Origin of the sequence: Pseudomonas sp. PDM02 (assembly GCF_014852285.1) — a bacterium.
GTDB classification, from domain to species: Bacteria; Pseudomonadota; Gammaproteobacteria; order Pseudomonadales; family Pseudomonadaceae; genus Aquipseudomonas; species Aquipseudomonas migulae.
On sequence record NZ_JACVBL010000001.1, the window covers coordinates 715,838 to 734,493 of the forward strand.

The 18,656-nt window shown below is 60.9% G+C and carries 19 protein-coding genes and 1 pseudogene; 15 read left to right on the forward strand and 5 right to left on the reverse strand.

Going from position 1 to position 18,656, the window contains the following annotated elements; translation table 11 throughout:
* Window positions 1–7 precede the first annotated feature (7 nt).
* The 7 genes and pseudogenes from IB245_RS03210 (at window position 8) to IB245_RS29280 (ending at window position 7,788) form a co-directional block, all read left to right on the forward strand.
* Complete coding sequence (locus tag IB245_RS03210) at window positions 8–958, forward strand: peptidylprolyl isomerase (RefSeq protein WP_192226480.1); 951 nt, start codon at window positions 8–10, stop codon at window positions 956–958.
* Between the two features lie 25 nt (window positions 959–983).
* Window positions 984–1,976: a GTP 3',8-cyclase MoaA gene (gene moaA / locus IB245_RS03215; RefSeq protein ID WP_192226482.1), complete on the forward strand. Its 993-nt coding sequence runs from the start codon at window positions 984–986 to the stop codon at window positions 1,974–1,976.
* A gap of 1,192 nt (window positions 1,977–3,168) precedes the next feature.
* Window positions 3,169–5,184, forward strand: coding sequence for a ribonucleoside triphosphate reductase (locus IB245_RS03220; RefSeq protein ID WP_008032936.1), 2,016 nt, complete (start codon window positions 3,169–3,171; stop codon window positions 5,182–5,184).
* Between the two features lie 32 nt (window positions 5,185–5,216).
* A complete protein-coding gene (gene nrdD / locus IB245_RS29190; RefSeq protein WP_008032934.1) occupies window positions 5,217–5,384 on the forward strand; it encodes an anaerobic ribonucleoside-triphosphate reductase in 168 nt (55 codons plus the stop codon).
* A complete protein-coding gene (locus IB245_RS03230; protein WP_008043833.1) occupies window positions 5,381–6,076 on the forward strand; it encodes an anaerobic ribonucleoside-triphosphate reductase activating protein in 696 nt (231 codons plus the stop codon). The genes nrdD and IB245_RS03230 overlap by 4 nt, the downstream gene beginning before the upstream one ends.
* Before the next feature lie 92 nt (window positions 6,077–6,168).
* A pseudogene (locus IB245_RS29275) lies at window positions 6,169–6,660 on the forward strand (MCP four helix bundle domain-containing protein); the annotation flags it as partial.
* Between the two features lie 423 nt (window positions 6,661–7,083).
* Window positions 7,084–7,788 carry a methyl-accepting chemotaxis protein gene (locus tag IB245_RS29280; RefSeq protein WP_411740742.1) on the forward strand — a complete coding sequence of 235 codons (705 nt, stop codon included), beginning with the start codon at window positions 7,084–7,086 and terminating at the stop codon, window positions 7,786–7,788.
* Between the two features lie 33 nt (window positions 7,789–7,821).
* On the opposite strand, the gene IB245_RS03240 is transcribed toward IB245_RS29280, so the two are convergent.
* The 5 genes from IB245_RS03240 to IB245_RS03260 form a co-directional block, all read right to left on the reverse strand.
* Entirely contained in the window at window positions 7,822–9,201 is a 1,380-nt protein-coding gene (locus IB245_RS03240; protein ID WP_192226484.1) for a 4Fe-4S binding protein, read from the reverse strand.
* Window positions 9,189–10,043, reverse strand: coding sequence for an FTR1 family iron permease (locus IB245_RS03245; RefSeq protein ID WP_192226486.1), 855 nt, complete (start codon window positions 10,041–10,043; stop codon window positions 9,189–9,191). Before IB245_RS03245 ends, IB245_RS03240 begins: the two co-directional genes overlap by 13 nt.
* A 22-nt stretch (window positions 10,044–10,065) precedes the next feature.
* A complete protein-coding gene (locus tag IB245_RS03250) occupies window positions 10,066–10,398 on the reverse strand; it encodes a cupredoxin domain-containing protein (protein WP_008032923.1) in 333 nt (110 codons plus the stop codon).
* Window positions 10,399–10,923, reverse strand: a complete 525-nt coding sequence (locus tag IB245_RS03255; protein ID WP_192226488.1) for an iron transporter — start codon at window positions 10,921–10,923, stop codon at window positions 10,399–10,401. It lies immediately after the preceding gene.
* Between the two features lie 87 nt (window positions 10,924–11,010).
* Window positions 11,011–11,370, reverse strand: a complete 360-nt coding sequence (locus IB245_RS03260) for a hypothetical protein (RefSeq protein ID WP_192226490.1) — start codon at window positions 11,368–11,370, stop codon at window positions 11,011–11,013.
* 161 nt (window positions 11,371–11,531) lie between these two features.
* Here IB245_RS03260 and IB245_RS03265 point away from each other — a divergent pair, with 161 nt between their 5' ends.
* The 8 genes from IB245_RS03265 (at window position 11,532) to IB245_RS03300 (ending at window position 18,290) form a co-directional block, all read left to right on the forward strand.
* Window positions 11,532–11,744 carry a DUF3079 domain-containing protein gene (locus tag IB245_RS03265; protein WP_008032916.1) on the forward strand — a complete coding sequence of 71 codons (213 nt, stop codon included), beginning with the start codon at window positions 11,532–11,534 and terminating at the stop codon, window positions 11,742–11,744.
* Window positions 11,745–11,907: 163 nt separating this feature from the next.
* Window positions 11,908–12,888 (forward strand): quinone oxidoreductase family protein, encoded by a 981-nt coding sequence (locus IB245_RS03270; protein ID WP_008032914.1) that lies wholly within the window; start codon window positions 11,908–11,910, stop codon window positions 12,886–12,888.
* A 13-nt stretch (window positions 12,889–12,901) separates the two neighbouring features.
* Window positions 12,902–13,750 (forward strand): TauD/TfdA dioxygenase family protein, encoded by an 849-nt coding sequence (locus IB245_RS03275; RefSeq protein ID WP_008032911.1) that lies wholly within the window; start codon window positions 12,902–12,904, stop codon window positions 13,748–13,750.
* A gap of 87 nt (window positions 13,751–13,837) precedes the next feature.
* Window positions 13,838–14,890 carry a 3-keto-5-aminohexanoate cleavage protein gene (locus IB245_RS03280; protein ID WP_008032909.1) on the forward strand — a complete coding sequence of 351 codons (1,053 nt, stop codon included), beginning with the start codon at window positions 13,838–13,840 and terminating at the stop codon, window positions 14,888–14,890.
* A 91-nt stretch (window positions 14,891–14,981) separates the two neighbouring features.
* Window positions 14,982–16,301: an MFS transporter gene (locus tag IB245_RS03285; protein WP_008032908.1), complete on the forward strand. Its 1,320-nt coding sequence runs from the start codon at window positions 14,982–14,984 to the stop codon at window positions 16,299–16,301.
* The gene (locus IB245_RS03290; RefSeq protein WP_192226492.1) at window positions 16,298–16,960 is read left to right on the forward strand and encodes a DsbA family oxidoreductase; all 663 of its coding nucleotides are present in this window, start codon (window positions 16,298–16,300) and stop codon (window positions 16,958–16,960) included. Before IB245_RS03285 ends, IB245_RS03290 begins: the two co-directional genes overlap by 4 nt.
* Complete coding sequence (locus IB245_RS03295) at window positions 16,957–17,283, forward strand: Rieske (2Fe-2S) protein (RefSeq protein ID WP_008043850.1); 327 nt, start codon at window positions 16,957–16,959, stop codon at window positions 17,281–17,283. Before IB245_RS03290 ends, IB245_RS03295 begins: the two co-directional genes overlap by 4 nt.
* Complete coding sequence (locus IB245_RS03300) at window positions 17,280–18,290, forward strand: YeiH family protein (protein ID WP_192226493.1); 1,011 nt, start codon at window positions 17,280–17,282, stop codon at window positions 18,288–18,290. Before IB245_RS03295 ends, IB245_RS03300 begins: the two co-directional genes overlap by 4 nt.
* The last annotated feature ends 366 nt before the right edge of the window (window positions 18,291–18,656 follow it).

Consider the following 18,656-nt stretch of genomic DNA (forward strand, 5'->3'; position numbering starts at 1 on the left):
GACAATCATGTCAGGTGGATGTGGATGTGGCGGTGGTAACGGCGGCAGCGGTGGCTGCGGATCTTCCAAACAAGTAGAGGTTGCGGTGCCGGACGATGTCGCACCGTTTGAAGAGCTCGCGGTTGAACCTGCGGCGGCCGATGACGCGCCGGCGCAGTTGATCGCCAGCAGCGAGCAGGAGTGGCCGATCATCAGCGTCAACGAGGTGGTGATCACCCCGGAAGCGATGGCCCAGGAGCTGCAATATCACCCGGCCGAAAGCCGCGAAGAGGCGGTGTATCTGGCCGCCAAGGCGCTGGTGATCCGCGAGTTGTTGCAGCAGCGCATCGCCGAACTGGGCGTGTCGCTGGAGGTCGGTGCCGGTGAGAACGAAGAAGAAGCCGCCACGCGCTTGTTGCTCGAACGCGAGGTGATCGTGCCGCAATGCGACGAGCAAACCAGCCTTCGTTACTACGAAAACAATCGCGGGCGCTTTCACAGCGCGCCGTTGCTGGCGGTGCGGCACATCCTGCTGGAGTGCGCGCCGGACGATGCCGAAGCCCGCGAGCTGGCGCATGCCCAGGCAGAAATCCTGCTGCAACGGCTGGAAGACTTCCCCGGCAGCTTCGCCGAGCTGGCGGTGAAATATTCGGCCTGCCCTTCGAAGGCGCAAGGCGGTTCTCTGGGGCAGATCAGCAAAGGCCAGACCGTGCCGGAACTGGAGCGGCAGTTGTTCACGCTGGCACCGGGGCTGGCCAGCAAACCGTTGGAAAGTCGTTATGGCTGGCATGTGGTCAGCGTCGATCAGCGGATCGAAGGCATGCCGTTGCCCTATGAAGCGGTGTCGACGGCGATCCGCACGCAGTTGCAGCAGGGCGTCTGGCAAAAGGCCCTGGTGCAATACCTGCAAACCCTGATTGGCGCGGCGGATGTCCGCGGTATTCATTTGCAGGGCGCTGACTCACCGCTGGTGCAGTGAGCCTCAAGGCTAACCGGGAGATGTGATGAACGCTGTGATGCAGGATGGTTTTGGGCGGCAGATCGATTATCTGCGGATGTCGGTGACGGACCGGTGTGATTTTCGTTGTGTGTATTGCATGGCGAAAAACATGACCTTCCTGCCGCGTCAGCAGGTGCTCACGCTGGAGGAATTGCAGCGCCTGGCAACGTTGTTCGTCGGATTGGGCGTGCGCAAGATTCGCCTCACTGGCGGCGAGCCGTTGATCCGTCCCGGCATTGTCGATCTGTGTCGCAACATCGCCGCGTTGCCCGGTTTGCGCGAACTGGTGATGACCAGCAACGGCTCGCAGCTGGGCCGCCTGGCGCGGCCGTTGGTGGAGGCGGGTGTTAAACGGATGAACATCAGCCTCGACAGCCTGGACGCGCAGAAATTTCGCGCGATCACCCGCAACGGCGATCTCGATCAGGTGCTTAGCGGCATCGAAGCGGCGCGGGATGCGGGGTTTGAGCGAATCAAGCTCAACTGCGTGGTGATGAAGGGGCGCAACTTCGATGAGGTCCCGGCGTTGGTGCAATACGCCATCGACCAGCGCATCGATATCAGTTTTATCGAAGAAATGCCGCTGGGCGATGTCGGGCGATCACGGGGCGAATCGTTTTGTTCCAGTGATGACGTGCGCACGTTGATTGCTCAGCGTCATCGCTTGCTCGACAGCACGGAAAACAGCGGCGGGCCGGCGCGTTATGTGCGCCTGGAACGCCATCCCGAGACCCGGATCGGTTTCATTTCACCCAACAGTCACAACTTCTGCGGTACTTGCAACCGGGTGCGGATGACGGTGGAAGGCAAGCTGCTGTTGTGTCTGGGGCAGGACGATGCGCTGGATTTGAGAGGGTTGCTGCGGCGTTATCCGCTGGATGACCAGCCGGTGATCAATGCGGTGCAAAAGGCTTTGCGCGGTAAACCGCTGCGCCATGATTTCACTCCGGAGGGGGATGTGCAGATTGTTCGGTTCATGAATATGAGTGGTGGTTGATTTGCCGCAAATCCAATCGCCGAGTTTCTGATGGTGTACATATCCATTCCTGCGGTAACGGCCGCTAATGGTTTCGCTTTTACAGCGAGTCACTTGGAGAAGCGCCAAGTAACCAAGCGCTTTTGCCCCTGTCGTTCGGTGCCTCGCTAATGCTCGGCATGCCCTCGCTCCGCTCCTGCTCCGTGGGCCCGCCGCGATCGGCCATCCTTGGCCGTGCGCGGCTAACCCGGCATCCATGCCGGGTTGCCCACTACGCAGAACCTCCGCTCGGCCTCTCGAGGGGGCGACTACCGCCACAGCCGCCGAGGCGGCCTGAAAGCCGACCTGGCTCTTTGGTGCGCGCGTTCCCTCATTCCGGATATGTACACCTATCCCCTGTAGGAGCCGGCTTGCTGGCGATGGCGTCCGTCCAGCCAATACATACGTTGACTGATCCACCGCTATCGCCAGCAAGCCGGCTCCTACACGGGGATTGGGTTCACACGATTCAAAATTGTAGGAGCCAGCTTGCTGGCGATGGACGTCAACGATAACGCGGGGTGTCTGAATGAACGCGTTGTCCAGACGATTTTCGCCGGCAAGCCGGCTCCTACAGGGGATCGTATTTATCCAGACACATACGCATTTCCCTTGTAGGAGCCAGCTTGCTGGCGATGGCCGTCAACGATAACGCGGGGTGTCTGAATGAACGTGTTGTCCGGTCGTTTTTCGCGGGCAAGCCTCGCTCCTACAGGGAATCGCGTTTGCTTTTGATTTCCACCACTCATCAGGCCGAGCGTTAGCTCGCCTTCCGCTTTTGATCTGAGCGCCCCCTCGAGAGGCCGAGTGGAGGTTCTGCGCAGTGGGCAACCCGGCATGGATGCCGGGTTAGCCGCCCCCGGCCATGGATGGCCGATGGCGGCGGGCCCACGGAGCAGGACCGGAGCGAGGGCATGCCGAGCATTAGCGAGGCACCGAACGAAAGGGGCAAGAGCGCTTGGTTACTTGCCGCTTCTGCAAGTGACTCGCCGTAAGGGCGAAACCGCCAGCCGCCATCACCACAACAACGGATATACACACCAAAAACAAATGCTAGGCAATCACCGCCAAATCTTGATATCGGTCAATTGCAGATCCGTCCTTTGTCCGTAACCTCCACTGCATGTTGTGTTTTTAGATGAATAAAAATCTATATGTAGTATCTGGAGGCCGAATGCAAAGCACGCTGATCTCAGTAGGAAGTAACCGTTTGCACAAGCGCAACGGTGACCTGGTTGCCTTCGACGCCGACAAGATCCGTCAGGCGTTGATCGCTGCCGGCAGGGCAACCGGGGAATACACCGACGTTGAAGCCGAAGGCCTGCTCGAGGCCGTACTCGCCCGCCTGGAAGGGCTGCCGAGACTGCATGTCGAACAGATCCAGGACCGTGTCGAACGGGTGCTGATGGACGCCGGTTTTTTCTTCGCCATGCGCGCCTACATCGTCTACCGCGAACAGCACGGACGTTTGCGCCGCGACCGCCGGACCCTGGTCGAGGTCGCCACCTCCATGAACGAATACCTCGACCGTGAAGACTGGCGGGTCCAGGCCAACGCCAATCAGGGCTATTCCCTGGGCGGGCTGGTGCTGAACGTGTCGGGCAAGGTCACCGCCAACTACTGGCTGGACGAGGTCTACAGCGAAGCCATCGGCCAGGCCCACCGCGAGGCGGATTTGCATGTGCACGACCTCGACATGCTCGCCGGTTATTGCGCCGGATGGTCGCTGCGCACGCTCTTGCACGAAGGGCTCAACGGTGTGCCGGGACGGGTCGAAGCCGGTCCGCCGAAGCACCTGAGCAGTGCCCTGGGGCAGATGGTGAATTTCCTTGGCACCCTACAAAACGAATGGGCCGGTGCCCAGGCGTTCAGTTCGTTCGACACCTACCTGGCGCCCTATGTGCGCAAGGACCAGCTGGGTTTCGAGCAGATACGCCAGGCGATCCAGGAATTCATCTACAACCTCAACGTCCCATCGCGCTGGGGCACGCAAACGCCCTTTACCAACCTGACCTTCGACTGGGTTTGCCCGCAGGATCTGCGCGAGCAGATCCCCATCATCGGCGGTGAGGAAATGCCGTTTGCCTATGGCGACCTGCAAGCCGAAATGGACCTGCTCAACCGCGCCTACATCGAGGTGATGCAGGCCGGCGATGCGAAAGGGCGGGTGTTCACCTTTCCGATCCCGACCTACAACATCACCCATGATTTTCCATGGGACAGTGAAAACGCTGACCGCCTGTTCGAGATGACCGCGCGTTACGGCCTGCCGTATTTCCAGAACTTCCTCAATTCGGACATGCAGCCCAATCAGGTGCGATCGATGTGCTGCCGCTTGCAACTGGACGTGCGCGAGTTGCTCAAGCGCGGCGGCGGTTTGTTCGGCTCGGCGGAACAGACCGGATCGCTCGGCGTGGTGACCATCAACTGCGCGCGACTGGGTTATGTGTTCAAGGGTGATACCAGCGGTTTGCTCAAGCGTCTGGACACGCTGATGGAACTGGCGATGGAGAGCCTGGAGGTCAAGCGCAAGGTGATTCAGCATCACATGGACGCCGGATTGTACCCGTACACCAAGCGTTACCTCGGCACCTTGCGCAACCATTTCTCGACCATTGGCCTTAATGGCCTGCATGAAATGCTGCGCAATTTCAGCGGCGACAAGGAGGGCATGCACACCGAGCACGGCCGGCAGTTTGCCCTGAGGATGCTGGACCATGTGCGCGCCACGCTCGTGCGTTTCCAGGAAGAAACCGGCCACCTCTACAATCTCGAAGCCACGCCGGCCGAGGGCACTACCTACCGTTTCGCCAAGGAAGACCTCAAGCGCTATCCCGACATTCTCCAGGCTGGCAGCGCGCAGGCGCCGTATTACACCAACTCCTCGCAACTGCCCGTGGGCTACACCGAAGACCCCTTCGAGGCCCTGGAACTGCAAGACGAATTGCAATGCAAATACACCGGCGGGACGGTCTTGCATCTGTACATGGCCGAGCGGATTTCTTCGACCCAAGCCTGCAAGCAACTGGTGCGCAAAGCCCTCGGGCGGTTCCGCCTGCCGTACCTGACCGTGACCCCGACATTCTCCATCTGCCCGGTGCACGGCTACCTCGATGGCGAGCACGAGTTCTGCCCTAAATGCGACGAGATCCTGCTGCTCAAAGAACAGCAAACCGGCACCGTTCACTGATTTCGATCCACTCAACCGCAAGGAGCTTCACCATGATTGCATCGCAAACACTGCCCCAGGCTCAACGTCAACGCTGCGAAGTCTGGACCCGGGTGATGGGTTATCACCGTCCGGTGTCGGCGTTCAATCCGGGCAAACAGTCGGAGCACCGCGAACGGGTGCACTTCACCGAAAGCGCGGCCGTGGCCGGGCGCCAATGAGTCGAATGCTGCGGGTCGGGGGCATGGTGCCCCTGACCACTATCGACTATCCGGGACAGCTCGCCTGCGTGCTGTTTTGCCAGGGGTGTGCCTGGCGTTGTCGTTACTGCCATAACCCGCAACTGATCCCGCCTCGTGGCACCGAGGAAGTGGATTGGCGGCGGGTTATGGCGTTTCTGCAACGTCGACAGGACCTGCTCGATGCCGTGGTGTTCAGCGGCGGTGAGCCGACCTTGCAGGACGCGTTGCCCGGTGCCATGGATGAAGTGCGCGCCATGGGATTTCGCATCGGTTTGCACAGCGCCGGCATCAAGCCGGCCGCGTTTGCCAAGGCGCTGGCCGGGGCCGACTGGGTGGGCTTCGACGTCAAGGCATTGCCCGAGGATTGCCAGGCCATCACCCGCGTCGAGGGCAGCGGAACAGCCAACTGGCGCAGCCTCGAGCATCTGCTGGCCAGCGATGTCGACTACGAATGCCGCACCACCGTGCATTGGCATCTCGTCGAACCGGCACGTCTGTTGACCCTCGCGCAGCGATTGAGCGCGCTGGGCGTCAAGCGCTTCGCCGTGCAACTGGTGCGCACCGAGCGAATGTTCGATCCGCTGCTGCCGAGCGTTTCGGCACAGGCCTTGCTACCCGATCTTTGGGAAGCGATGCGCGAGTTGTTTCCAGCGTTCGTGTTACGGGGGTAACCGAACCCGAGGAACAACGTTCAACAGTGACATCCACCATGAATTTCAAATGCGCTGCCAATCAGGCAGGTATCAAACTGGGAGCATTTGATATGGCTAAATTAACCACGGCACAACGGATCGTCATCGGCTTTGCAATCGCGCCGCTGGCGCTGATGGGCATGGCGTTTTACGCGTTGCACGATCTGGCAACGCTCAAGGAACAGGCGGTGGTCATCGTCAAACAGGACTGGCCGAAGATCGAACCGATCATGGTCATTGCCACGGGCGTGCGCGATAACGCCAGGAACACCCGGGACTTGCTGATCAACAAGGACAATCAGCAAGTGCAGCAGTCGATCGACGCCACCAAGAAACGCATCACCCAGGCGCTCGAAACCCTTGAGCCGCTGTTCTATCTGCCAGAGGGCAAAGCCGCATACCTGGCCTTGAAAAAGAACCGCGAAGCCTACGTTGCCGCGTTCACCCAGGTGCAGGTCTTGATTCGGCAAGGGGCTTCCGACGATGCCATGGCCCAGCTGAAGCAGAAAGTCGTACCGGCCGAAGCCGAGGTGTATCGCAGCCTGGATGAGTTGATGGCGCTGCAAGGGAAAATCTTCATCGACCGTGAACAGTCGGCGCAGGCGCTGTACAGCGATGCCCGGCGCAACATGCTCGGGTTGTTCCTGTTCTGCCTGGCGCTGGTGATTGCCGCTGCGATAGTCGTCACGCGCAGTGTGACCCGGCCATTGGGTGGCGAGCCGGATGATGCCGCACGGTTCTTGAGTGAAATCGCCGAGGGCGACCTGACGATTCAGGTGCCGGTGGGTGCAAGTGCCGACGGCAGTGTGATGATGAACATGCATCAGATGCAGCAAAGCCTGAATGCCATGGTCAAGCACATCGCTTCTTCGGTTGACCGGGTAGCCAGCTCTTCCGAAGAACTGAGTGCCGTCAGCAGCCAGACCGCCAGCAACCTGCAATTGCAGGGGCTGGAGATCGAGCAGGCGGCTGCGGCGGTGAATCAGATGACGGCTGCGGTGGATGAAGTGGCGCGCAACGCGGTCAGTACTTCCGAGGCCTCCAAACAGTCCGAGCAAACCGCGCAGCGCGGCCGCGAACAGGTTCAGGAAACCGTGGTTGCCATCGGCGAACTGGCCGATGGCGTCACCGACACCTCGCAACGCATCGAGCAACTGGCGGGCCGGGTGCAGGACATCAGCAAAGTCCTGGACGTGATTCGCAGCATCGCCGAGCAGACCAATCTGCTGGCCCTCAACGCGGCAATTGAAGCCGCACGGGCCGGGGATGCCGGGCGCGGCTTTGCCGTGGTCGCCGATGAAGTGCGCGCGCTGGCGCATCGCACGCAGGAGTCCACCCAGGAAATCGAGCAGATGATCGGCAACATTCGCCAGGATACCGGCCATGCGGTGACGGCCATGCAAAGCAGCAGTCATCTGGTGCGAGCCACCCTGGAAGTGGCGCAGCGCTCAGGTGATGCACTGGATCAGATCACCCGGTCCATCTCGCAGATCAATGAGCGCAACCTGATGATTGCCAGTGCCACGGAGGAGCAGGCGTTGGTGGCGCGTGAGGTGGATCGCAATCTGGTGGGGATTCGCACCTTGTCCGAGCAAGTCTTGCTGGGTGCGCAGCACACCGACACCGCTGGCCATGAACTGGCACAGATGGCCGGGGCGCTGCATCAGACCGTGGCGCGATTCAAGGTCTAGACCCACCGGGCAGGTGGTTGTGGAGGTGGGCGCTCAGGACCAGCCCCAGAACTGCAACCACCAGCCAAACCCGATCAAACCATTGGCCAACAGCAGGCAGGCGCTGCCCGACATGCGCCGCGCCAGAGAGCGGTTTTCGCGGCTCAGTCGCTTCCATCCCAGCAGCAAACTCCAGCCTATCGCGGCCACCAACAGGCAGGCCCTGACCGGTTGCACCCATTCCAGCAGCAAACCTTCATAGCGCAGCAGTTTCACGGTGGTTGCCGACAACCCGAGAAACAGTCCTGCACCACCCAGGGGCGTGAGCGTGAGCGCCAGGGGCCAATACAGTGCACGATCACCCGCCAGTCGAGCGCTCAGGCGCAAGAGAACCATTAGCACGGTGCCGAGCAGCACCGAACTCAAACTCAGGTAAGTGACGATGCTGAACCCGTCGAGCCAACTGAAGCTGTCGTTGAGCTGCGGGTAGTGGGTGAGCAGCCACCAGGGCGCGTTGTCTTGCAAGGCCCAGAGCTGGTCGTGTTCAACCAGCCATTGGGCAAGCGTTTGTTTGAGGGCGACGAACCAGGGGCTGACTGTCCACTGGAATGCGCCCATCGCCAGGCCGATCACACCGAACAGCAGCAAGCGAGCATCCCACGGGGATAGCGTCTGCGACGTCGCGTGAAGAATCTCTTGATTGCCCGACCGGGCGATCAACTGGACGGCACCACGTTGCCCGCTGCAGCGCCCACAGGCATGACAATCACTGGCGCCTTGCAGGCGTCGGATATCGAGCAACGGTGCGCAGTTGGGGGGTGGCAGGCGTGGCGGGGCGTTTTCTATCCAGCGTTGTTCATTGACCTGAAAATGCACCGGCGCCAGGCGGGCGAGCAGTGCAAACACGCCGCTGACCGGGCACAGGTAACGGCACCAGACCCGCTTGCCTCGGGCGAACAACAACCCGACGCCCACCGCAGCGACAGTCGAACCACCTAGAATCAGCAGCGCCGCCTGGGCGTAGTCATAGACGCTGATCAACTGGCCATAGAGGGTCGTCAGGCAGAACGCCAGGGTCGGCCAGCCGCCCCAGCGCAACCAGCGCGGCACGCCCATGCCTTTACCGTAATGGCTGGCCCATTCGCTGAGCGAGCCCTCCGGACACAGCACGCCACACCAGAGTCGACCGAACATCACGATCGACAGCAGCACGAACGGCCACCAGATCCCCCAAAACAGAAACTGCGCAAGCAAGGTCAGGTTGTCGAGCATTCGTGCCTGGCTGTCCGGCAGCGGTAACAGCGGCGGGATCACCAGCAGCACTGCGTAAAACACCACAACCAGCCACTGCGCGGCACGAATGAACCGCGCATGACGACGCATCCCGTCACCCAGTCGCTGGAGCCATCGATTGTGCCAACTCAGTTCAGGCATGGGACTTTTTCCATCGTCCGTTGCCGTAGCCATCCGCCGACGACCAGCCAGTAACCGATCCACATCAGCAAGGTCAGGGCACTGGGGGTTGCCCGATAACCGGCAAAACCGGCCAGGAAACCACCGAGTCCATGGCTGTCGCTCAGTAAGACGCTGCTGTCCCAGAACGCGTCGCCAATGACGCCGTAAACCTGCTCCGGCAGATCGAGGGCGAGCAGTTGGCCGCCGATTCGCTCGGTGCCACTGACCAGCAATGCGGCCCCGAGCATGAGCAGGATGACTTCGCTGATGGCAAAGAATCGTTGCCACGAAATGAACCGGCGACTGCTGTGCAGCAGGATGATGGTCAACGCCGACAGCACCAGCCCCATGGCGCCGCCGATGGCAAACAAACCGAGCTGCGGGCCTCGCAGTTGAGCACCGGCGCCATAGAGAAACACGACCGTTTCACTGCCTTCACGACTGACCGCGAGCATCGCCAGCAGCAACAATCCCATGCCGCCTTGCCGGGCCAGATGGCTGTCGGCGTGGCGCTGCAAATCCTGTTTGAGGGAGCGCCCGTGACGGTGCATCCAGCCCACCATTTGCACGATCAACAGGCTGGCGACCAGGGCGAGGGCGGCCTGGAACCATTCACTGGCCGAGCCGCTCATGGCCTCGCCGGCAAACAGAATCAGCACGGCCAACAGACCCGAGAGCAGCAACCCCAGCCCCACGCCGACCCACAAGTATTTGACCAGTCGATGACCCTGGTACTGCTGGCTGGCCCAGGCCTGGAGAATGCCGATCACCAGCAACGCCTCGACGCTTTCGCGCCAGACGATGAACATTGATTGATTCATGAAAACTCCGTGCGCTGACAGGTTATTTCGCGAGGATGCCGCCCTCGGGCAATTGCGGATTGAACTCGTCGAAAAACGGGTAGTGACCGGGCCTGAGCGGGTGAATGACGACAAAAGTGGTCACACCCGGTGACATGACTTTTTCAACCCGCAGCGGTGTGCTCTCGAATTCGGCCGGCCCCTGACCGTTGTTTTTCAGGACGATCTTGAATCGCTGCCCGGCCGGGACCTCCAGCAAGGCCGGCGTGAAGTGACCATCGCGCAGGATCAGTTCGTAGCTCGGTAACTCGGCATGGGCGGTCAACGGCGCAAGGGCTCCAGCCACCAGCAGGCAGGCAACCTGCAGGCGCTTCATTCAATAGCCGCCTTTTTTGCCAATGCCGGCGTAGACGAATTCGTAGTGCAGTTCGCAGCGTTCGAACCAGGGCGCGACACCGGTTTCCTTGTCGGTGTGGCGACCGAGAGAGGCATGACCACCGGGTGGCAGGATGGTGAAGGTGAGTTGATATTTGCCCGGCCCCATCAGCTTCACATTGTCGCCGTAGTGCGGACCGTCGTTGGCGACCATGGCGTGGAAATCGCCTTTGAGTTCCGGGTCGTTGCCTTGCTTTTTCAGATTGAAAGAGACGTTGAGATAGGGCACGAAACTGCCTTCCTGAAAGCCCTGGTGATTATCCGCAGTGGCGCGGATGTCGGCCTCCAGATGCACATCCGAATCCGCAGTGGCGCGCATCATGCCTGCCGGTTCCATCTCGATCGGTTGCAGATAAACCGCCCCGACTTCCAGCCCCGGACACAGCTGTGGTTCGCCGATCGGGTATTCCTTGGCCTGAGCCAGCGGTACGAACAAGAGCAAAGCGAGTGTGAGAGAGGTACGCATGATTTCTTCCTGGGCACTGACGAGTAGGAACCCGAGTCTAGGAAAGTTTGCTGCGAACAATAATGATTGCTATCAAGTTTTGAGTAATTAAACCGACGGCTCGTCGCGCCGGCGAAATCGCTGGGCGCGCTCGACGCTGTGGGTCATCTGTGCCGCCGCATGGACGGTCAAGGGATGCTGGGTAAATCCGGCTCTGGGGGAAATGTAGCCGGCCATTTCCCGGGCAACGGCGAGCTGACGTTCCGAACCTTCCGCCAGCAGCGCGATGACCAGGTTTTCCAGGGCAATGACGCGGACACGCAAGTGAACCAGTTCGGCGTTTGTCAGCGCAGGTGGGGCGATAAAGGCATCGCTATCGATGGATGTGGCGGCGTCTTGATCGTCCCATGTCGACAGCGGTGGACGGTCGGGTGTCTCTGCGTTCGGGTGAGGATTTTTATTGATCATGAGCGACGTCTCCAAGTCTGTTCGGCCGTTATCAGCTTAGCCTCAGGATCATGATCGGGGGAGGGCAGTCACTCGATGTCGATAGCTTGATATCCATCAAGGACGGCTGCGCGCGATGGTTGTAGCTTGGGAAGCACGCCTCTCAATGACCGGAGATCGGCATGGCCAAGAACTTCCCCGACAACCCCAAGCACCCCGAGCGGATTTGCTGGGGATGCGACCGGTATTGTCCGGCCAAGTCATTGGCGTGCGGCAATGGCTCCGAGCGTACGATGCATCCGGCCGAGCTGTTTGGCGAAGACTGGAACGTGCCCGGCGACTGGGGTATCGAGCCCCTCATCGTCACAACCAAGGCGGCGGATGACGATATCTGACGCAGGTCCAACCTGGTCATAGCGCAGCATTGCGTTCCATGCCCGCAACCATCTGTCATGAAATGAAAAGCCTGTGTCGTCTGATGAGAAGCGGCTCACCAGACTGCGTCCTACAGTCCAATCAGCGCAAATCGACGCTGTACAGACTGGAGAATAAGAAAAAATGGCCAACGCCGTACGCTTCTACGAAACCGGTGGTCCCGAAGTCCTCCGTTATGAGGAGGTCGAGGTCGGCGATCCCGGTCCAGGCCAGGTTCGTCTTCGTCATGTGGCGGTGGGCCTTAATTATGCCGACACCTATTTTCGCAATGGCACTTACCCGATTCCGATGCCCAACGGCATGGGGGTTGAAGCGTCCGGTGTGGTCCAGGCCGTCGGCGAAGGGGTGACCAACGTCCAGGTGGGGGACCGCGTCACCTATACCGGTTTCCTCAACACCCTTGGTGCCTACAGCACCGAACGGCTGATCGCGGCTGCGCCGTTGATCAAGCTGCCGGAAACCATCAGTTTCGAGACCGCTGCGGCCATGACCATGCGCGGCCTGACGTCTTCGTACCTGATGCGCCGCATCTACGACTTCAAGGAAGGCGACAGCATTCTGCTGCACGCCGCCGCCGGTGGCGTCGGCCTGATCGTCTCGCAGTGGGCCAAATTGCTCGGCTTGAACGTGATCGGCACGGTTTCGACCGAAGAAAAGGCCCAAATCGCCCGGGCTCACGGTTGCGACCATACTATCAATTACAGCCATGAAGACGTCGCCGCCCGCGTTCGCGAATTGACCGATGGCGTCGGCGTCAACGTGGTGTTCGACAGCGTCGGCAAGAACACTTTCGCCGGCTCCCTGGATTCGCTCAAGCGTCGTGGCCTGATGGTGTGCGTCGGCACGGCATCCGGTCCGATTCCTGCGTTCGACCCGGTGATGCTGGCGATGAAAGGCTCGTTGTTCCTGACCCGTCCGGCCCTGGCGGACTACATCGCCGACCCTGCGGAGAAAGCCGCCCTGGCCGGAGAGTTGTTCGATCACGTCGGCAGCGGCCGGATCAAGATCGAGATCAACCAGCACTACGCCTTGCAGGATGCGGTGCAGGCTCATCGCGACCTTGAGTCGCGCAAGACCACCGGTTCGTCGATTTTCGTCATTTAAGGAGCGGCCAGCCATGAAAGTCGAACAATTGACCTGCAATATCGGCGCCGAACTGATCGGCGTGAACCTCGCCGACGCGGTGCATGACGACGGTCTGTTTGCCGAGATTCGTGCCCAGTTGCTCAAGCACCGGGTGGTGTTCCTGCGTGATCAGAACATCACCCGCGACGAGCACGTGGCCTTCGCTCGCCGCTTTGGTGAGTTGGAAGACCATCCGGTGGCCGGCAGCGATCCGGATCATCCGGGGCTGGTGCGGATCTACAAGAATCCGGACCAGCCGATGGACCGCTATGAAAACGCCTGGCACGCCGACGCCACCTGGCGCGAGGCGCCGCCAATGGGGTGCGTGTTGCGCTGCGTGGAATGCCCGCCGGTCGGCGGCGACACCATGTGGGCCAACATGGTCGAGGCCTATGCGCGTTTGCCGGAAGACGTGAAGGTGAAAATCGCCGACCTGCGTGCCCGTCACAGCATCGAAGCGAGTTTCGGTGCGGCAATGCCGATCGAAAAACGCCTGGCGCTCAAGGCGATGTACCCGGACGCCGAACACCCGGTGGTGCGCACCCACCCGGAAACCGGCGAGAAGGTGCTGTTCGTCAACGCCTTCACCACCCACATCAGCAACTACCACACCTCTGAGCGGGTGCGCTTCGGCCAGGACGCTAACCCCGGCGCCAGCGAATTGCTGCGCTACCTGATCAGCCAGGCGTACATCCCCGAGTATCAGGTGCGCTGGCGCTGGAAGCCCAACAGCATCGCCATCTGGGACAACCGCAGTACCCAGCACTACGCCGTCATGGATTACCCGCCGTGCCATCGCAAGATGGAGCGCGCCGGGATCATCGGCGACAAGACCTACTGATCGACCCTTTCTGCATACGCACTCGTAAACACGTCTGCCCGGCACGATCCCGGGTGGGCGGGACAATCATAAAAAGTGGAGTAAATCATGCAATTCTTCGACGATTCCCTGCACCCGGAAAACATGGAAAAAGTGGTCATCACCGTGGCCCCGTACGGCCCGGAATGGATGCCTGAAGATTTCCCGGAAGACATCCCGCTGACCATGGACGAGCAAGTCCAGAAAGCGGTCGATTGCTATGAAGCCGGCGCCACCGTGCTGCACCTGCATGTGCGTGAACTGGACGGCAAGGGCTCCAAGCGCCTGTCGAAGTTCAACGAGCTGATCGCTGGTGTGCGCGAAGCGGTGCCGGACATGATCATCCAGGTCGGCGGTTCGATTTCCTTCGCCCCGGAAAGTGATGGCGAAGCCGCCAAGTGGCTGTCCGACGATACCCGCCACATGCTGGCCGAGCTGACGCCAAAACCGGATCAGGTCACGGTGGCGATCAACACCACCCAGATGAACATCATGGAGCTGCTGTATCCGCAATACCTGGAAGGTACCTCACTGGCTAACCCGTTGATCCAGGCTGCCTACAGCGAAATGACCGTGCCGGCCGGCCCGGCCTGGGTTGCCGAGCACCTCAAGCGCCTGATGGACAACGACATCCAGCCGCACTTCCAGCTGACCGGCATGCATGCCCTGGAAACCCTCGAGCGCCTGGTGCGCAAGGGCATCTACAAGGGCCCGCTGAACCTGACCTGGATCGGCATCGGTGGCGGTTTCGACGGTCCGAACCCGTTCAACTTCTTCAATTTCATCCACCGCGCGCCGAACGGCTGCACCCTGACCTCCGAGTCGCTGCTCAAGAACGTCATGCCGTTCAACACCATGTCGATGGCCATGGGCATGCACCCGCGCGTGGGCAATGAAGACACTATCATTGATCACAAGGGTGATCGCTTCGGCTCGGTGGCGCAGATCCAGCAAACCGTGCGCATTGCCCATGAACTGGGTCGCGAAATCGCCACGGGCAAAGAAGCCCGCGAGATTTATCGCATCGGTGTGAAGTACGACAGCATCGAGCAGACCCTGTTGGCCAACGGTATGGCCCCCAACCGCAAGGCTGGGCAAAAGGGTGTGCCGCAACGCGGCTGACCGGCGGTCCGGACGAGGGGCCGCAACCTCTCGTCCACCGCACTGCAACACGCTTGATAACAACAATAAATAAAAGCATTGAGGAGGCTGCATGGCCTTTCACCCAATCGCCGCTGACGATGACGACGCAGGTTGCGTCGGCGTTTCGCGCCAATATGCCTGGATCGTTTTTGCATTGACGTTCGGCCTGTTGATTTCCGATTACATGTCGCGTCAGGTGCTGAACGCGGTGTTCCCGCTGCTCAAGAGCGAGTGGGCCCTGAGCGACGGCCAGCTCGGGTTGCTCAGCGGCATCGTTGCCTTGATGGTCGGCCTGCTGACATTCCCGCTGTCGTTGATGGCTGACCGCTTTGGACGAGTCAAGAGCCTGGCGCTGATGGCGTTGCTGTGGAGCCTGGCCACGCTGGGCTGCGCATTGGCGCAGGATTACCAGCAAATGTTCATTGCCCGGTTCATGGTCGGCGTCGGTGAAGCGGCTTATGGCAGCGTCGGTATCGCCGTGGTGATTTCGGTGTTTCCGAAACACATGCGCGCCACCCTGGCCAGCGCGTTCATGGCGGGCGGCATGTTCGGCTCGGTGCTGGGCATGGCGTTGGGCGGTGCCATCGCGGCCAAGCTAGGCTGGCGCTGGTCGTTCGCCGGCATGGCGTTGTTTGGCCTGGTGCTGGCGATGCTTTATCCGATCATCGTCAAGGAAGCGCGCATCGCACCGCAACGGGTCGCCAAGGCGGTCGCGGGGGCCAAGCGTCCGCTGCGTACGCTGTGGTCCAGTCGTTCGGTGGTAGCGACCTACGTCGCCAGCGGCTTGCAGCTGTTCGTCGGCGGCACGGTGATGGTGTGGATTCCCAGCTACCTCAATCGCTACTACGACATGCCGACGGACAAAGCCGGCGCCATGGCGGCGATCATCGTGCTGTGCAGCGGTGCGGGGATGATTGTGTGCGGCATGCTCAGTGATCGGCTGTGTCGCAACTCGCCTGAACGCAAGGTCAGCCTGGCCATCGCCTTTTGCCTGGGCAGTTGCCTGCTGCTGTCGGCGGCGTTCGCAATGACGGCAGGACCTATGCAACTGGCACTGATTTGCCTGGGCATGCTGATTGCCACCGGCACCACCGGCCCGGCTGGCGCGATGGTCGCCAACCTGACCCATTACTCGGTCCATGGCACGGCCTTCGCCACGCTGACATTGGCCAACAACATGCTGGGACTGGCGCCGGGGCCGTTCATCACAGGAAGGGTGTCGGACCTCATCGGCCTGCATGCCGCTTTCCAACTGGTGCCATTGGTCAGCCTCGCGGCAGCTGCCGTGTTCTTTTATGCCAAGTGTCATTACCACAAAGATATTGCCCGCCTTCAGGGTCAGCGCGTGCCTGACCCCGTCAGCCAGGCCGGGTTAGAGGTGAAGTTGTGAGTCGTCGTCTACAGATTGATGTGTTTTTCGATTTTATCTGCCCTTGGTGCCTGATCGGCAAACGCCAACTGGAGCATGCGCAGGTACAGTTTCGCAGTCGCCATCCGGATGTGCAGATCAGCACGCAGTGGCATGGCGTGCAGTTGCTGCCGCAGTTGCCGTTGGAAGGTGAGCCCTTCGTCGATTTCTACCGCAAGCGCCTGGGCAATGCCGATGCCATGACCATGCGCCAGGCCCAGGTACAAAAGGCTGCCGCGGCGGTTGGACTGACCATCGACCTCGGCCAGATCGAGACGATGCCCAATACCGCAGACGCCCATCGCCTGTTCGAGCGGGTCAGCGCGCTGGGCAACGCTGCCCAGAGTGAAATGTTGCTTGAGCGGCTGTTCGCCGCTTATTTCCGCAAACGCGAAAACCTTGGTTGCCGCGAGACCTTGCTCGCCATTGCCCGCTCCTGCGGCATTGATGCGCAGGTCTTGGCTGACTGCCTGACGGGCGACGCCACGCCATTTGCCGGATCACCCGAGGCGAGCAGTGGCGTACCGGGCTTTCAGTTCGATCGCCGCATGACGGTGGTGGGCGCGCAACCTGCAGCGGTGTTGCTCGGGGCCATGAGCCAGGCACTGAAAGAAAGTGATTACGAGCGGCAACCTGTATGACCCGGCGTATCCCCGTGCCTGCCGGCAAACACCCGCAGGTCGGCGGTCGTGCACTGTTCGAATTCGATGACAAAAGCCTGGCGCTGTTCAACGTCGAAGGTGACTTGTTCGCCATCGACGACAGTTGCCCGCACCAGGGCGCCTCGCTGTGTGGCGGGCGTCTTGAGGGGCGAGTGATTCAGTGTTGCGCCCATGGTCTGCGCTTCGATCTGCGCAGCGGTTACCTGCTCAATTCCACCGCAGTCAAAGTCGCCAACTACCCGGTCGAGATCATCGACGGCCAGGCATTCATCGTCATTGTTCCCGAGGAGGCCGCGCCATGAACGCCATCGCTCTCACCCGTATCCACAGCCGAACGCGCGAACTGGCGCCGGGTTTTGTCGTCAGTCTGATCGTGGCGGCGGCCGCGTCGTTTTTGTCCGAGCACTACGGTGCGCCGGTGATGCTGTTTGCCTTGCTATTGGGCATGGCCCTGAATTTTCTGGCCGGCGACGGTGCCTGCAAGGCCGGCATCGAATTCACGGCGCGCACTGTGTTGCGCATCGGCGTGGCGCTGCTGGGCATGCGCATCACTCTCGAACAGATGGCTGCGCTGGGCTGGAAGCCAGTGGCGCTGGTGGTGATTCTGGTGGTGGTGACCATCGGCGTGTCGGTGATCGCGGCCAAGGCGCTGGGCTTCCAGCGTTTGTTCGGCATGCTCACCGGAGGGGCTACCGCGATTTGTGGTGCATCGGCCGCGTTGGCGCTGGCGGCAGCGCTGCCCAATCATCCGCAGAAAGAACGCGCGACCTTGTTCACGGTGATTGGGGTGTCGGCGCTGTCGACTCTGGCGATGATCGTGTACCCGATGATTGCCAATTGGCTGCAACTGTCGCCGCAAGTGGCCGGGGTGTTTCTCGGGGCGACCATCCATGACGTGGCCCAGGTGGTCGGCGCCGGTTACAGCATGTCGACCGAGACTGGCGATACGGCCACGGTGGTCAAGCTGATGCGGGTCGCGATGCTGCTGCCGGTGATCGTCACCGCCGCGATGATCACCCGCATGCAGGGCGCCGATCCGACCGGCAAGCGACCGCCGTTGCTGCCGTGGTTCGCCGTCGGTTTCCTGTTGCTGGCGTGCATCAACAGCACCGGCTGGGTGGCCCCGGTGGTGCAGGGCTCGATCAATGAGCTGTCGCGCTGGTGCCTGGTGGTGTCCATCAGTGCCCTGGGCATGAAGACCCAGCTCAAGGAGCTGGCGGCGGTGGGTATCAAGCCGATCCTGTTGATGGTGGGGGAGACGGTGTTTCTCGTCGTGCTGGTGCTGTTGTTGCTGCACTGGGGCTTTTGACACCCGACGCATAACGCTTTTTGACAGAGGGCTGCACCGCGGTTGACTCCTCACTGTGGTGGTGTCCTCGACCGGTGTCGACAACACCGGTTTTTTTCGGCGACTGTGCCAGCAGTCGCCGTTTTTTTTTGCCCGGTGTGAGCTTGCTGGGGGAAGGACCAGAGGTCAGGCTTCCCGCGTCATCGTTGACCTCCGTCGGTGTCTTTGCCGACGTTGATCCATGCTGTGTCAAAGCTTGTGGGGGATTGTTGTCTGAGTACATATCCATTGCTGCGGTGATGGCGGCTATTGGTTTCGCCCTTACGGCGAGTCACTTGGAAAAGCCCCAAGTAACCAAGGGCTCTTGCCCCTTTCGTTCGGTGCCTC

Bases quoted from the DNA above. Each gene is read 5' to 3' on its own strand.
- IB245_RS03210 (WP_192226480.1), top strand. From the start codon at position 8: ATGTCAGGTGGATGTGGATGTGGCGGTGGTAACGGCGGCAGCGGTGGC.
- moaA (WP_192226482.1), top strand. From the start codon at position 984: ATGAACGCTGTGATGCAGGATGGTTTTGGGCGGCAGATCGATTATCTG.
- IB245_RS03220 (WP_008032936.1), top strand. From the start codon at position 3,169: ATGCAAAGCACGCTGATCTCAGTAGGAAGTAACCGTTTGCACAAGCGC.
- nrdD (WP_008032934.1), top strand. From the start codon at position 5,217: ATGATTGCATCGCAAACACTGCCCCAGGCTCAACGTCAACGCTGCGAA.
- IB245_RS03230 (WP_008043833.1), top strand. From the start codon at position 5,381: ATGAGTCGAATGCTGCGGGTCGGGGGCATGGTGCCCCTGACCACTATC.
- IB245_RS29280 (WP_411740742.1), top strand. From the start codon at position 7,084: ATGACGGCTGCGGTGGATGAAGTGGCGCGCAACGCGGTCAGTACTTCC.
- IB245_RS03240 (WP_192226484.1), bottom strand. From the start codon at position 9,201: ATGCCTGAACTGAGTTGGCACAATCGATGGCTCCAGCGACTGGGTGAC.
- IB245_RS03245 (WP_192226486.1), bottom strand. From the start codon at position 10,043: ATGAATCAATCAATGTTCATCGTCTGGCGCGAAAGCGTCGAGGCGTTG.
- IB245_RS03250 (WP_008032923.1), bottom strand. From the start codon at position 10,398: ATGAAGCGCCTGCAGGTTGCCTGCCTGCTGGTGGCTGGAGCCCTTGCG.
- IB245_RS03255 (WP_192226488.1), bottom strand. From the start codon at position 10,923: ATGCGTACCTCTCTCACACTCGCTTTGCTCTTGTTCGTACCGCTGGCT.
- IB245_RS03260 (WP_192226490.1), bottom strand. From the start codon at position 11,370: ATGATCAATAAAAATCCTCACCCGAACGCAGAGACACCCGACCGTCCA.
- IB245_RS03265 (WP_008032916.1), top strand. From the start codon at position 11,532: ATGGCCAAGAACTTCCCCGACAACCCCAAGCACCCCGAGCGGATTTGC.
- IB245_RS03270 (WP_008032914.1), top strand. From the start codon at position 11,908: ATGGCCAACGCCGTACGCTTCTACGAAACCGGTGGTCCCGAAGTCCTC.
- IB245_RS03275 (WP_008032911.1), top strand. From the start codon at position 12,902: ATGAAAGTCGAACAATTGACCTGCAATATCGGCGCCGAACTGATCGGC.
- IB245_RS03280 (WP_008032909.1), top strand. From the start codon at position 13,838: ATGCAATTCTTCGACGATTCCCTGCACCCGGAAAACATGGAAAAAGTG.
- IB245_RS03285 (WP_008032908.1), top strand. From the start codon at position 14,982: ATGGCCTTTCACCCAATCGCCGCTGACGATGACGACGCAGGTTGCGTC.
- IB245_RS03295 (WP_008043850.1), top strand. From the start codon at position 16,957: ATGACCCGGCGTATCCCCGTGCCTGCCGGCAAACACCCGCAGGTCGGC.
- IB245_RS03300 (WP_192226493.1), top strand. From the start codon at position 17,280: ATGAACGCCATCGCTCTCACCCGTATCCACAGCCGAACGCGCGAACTG.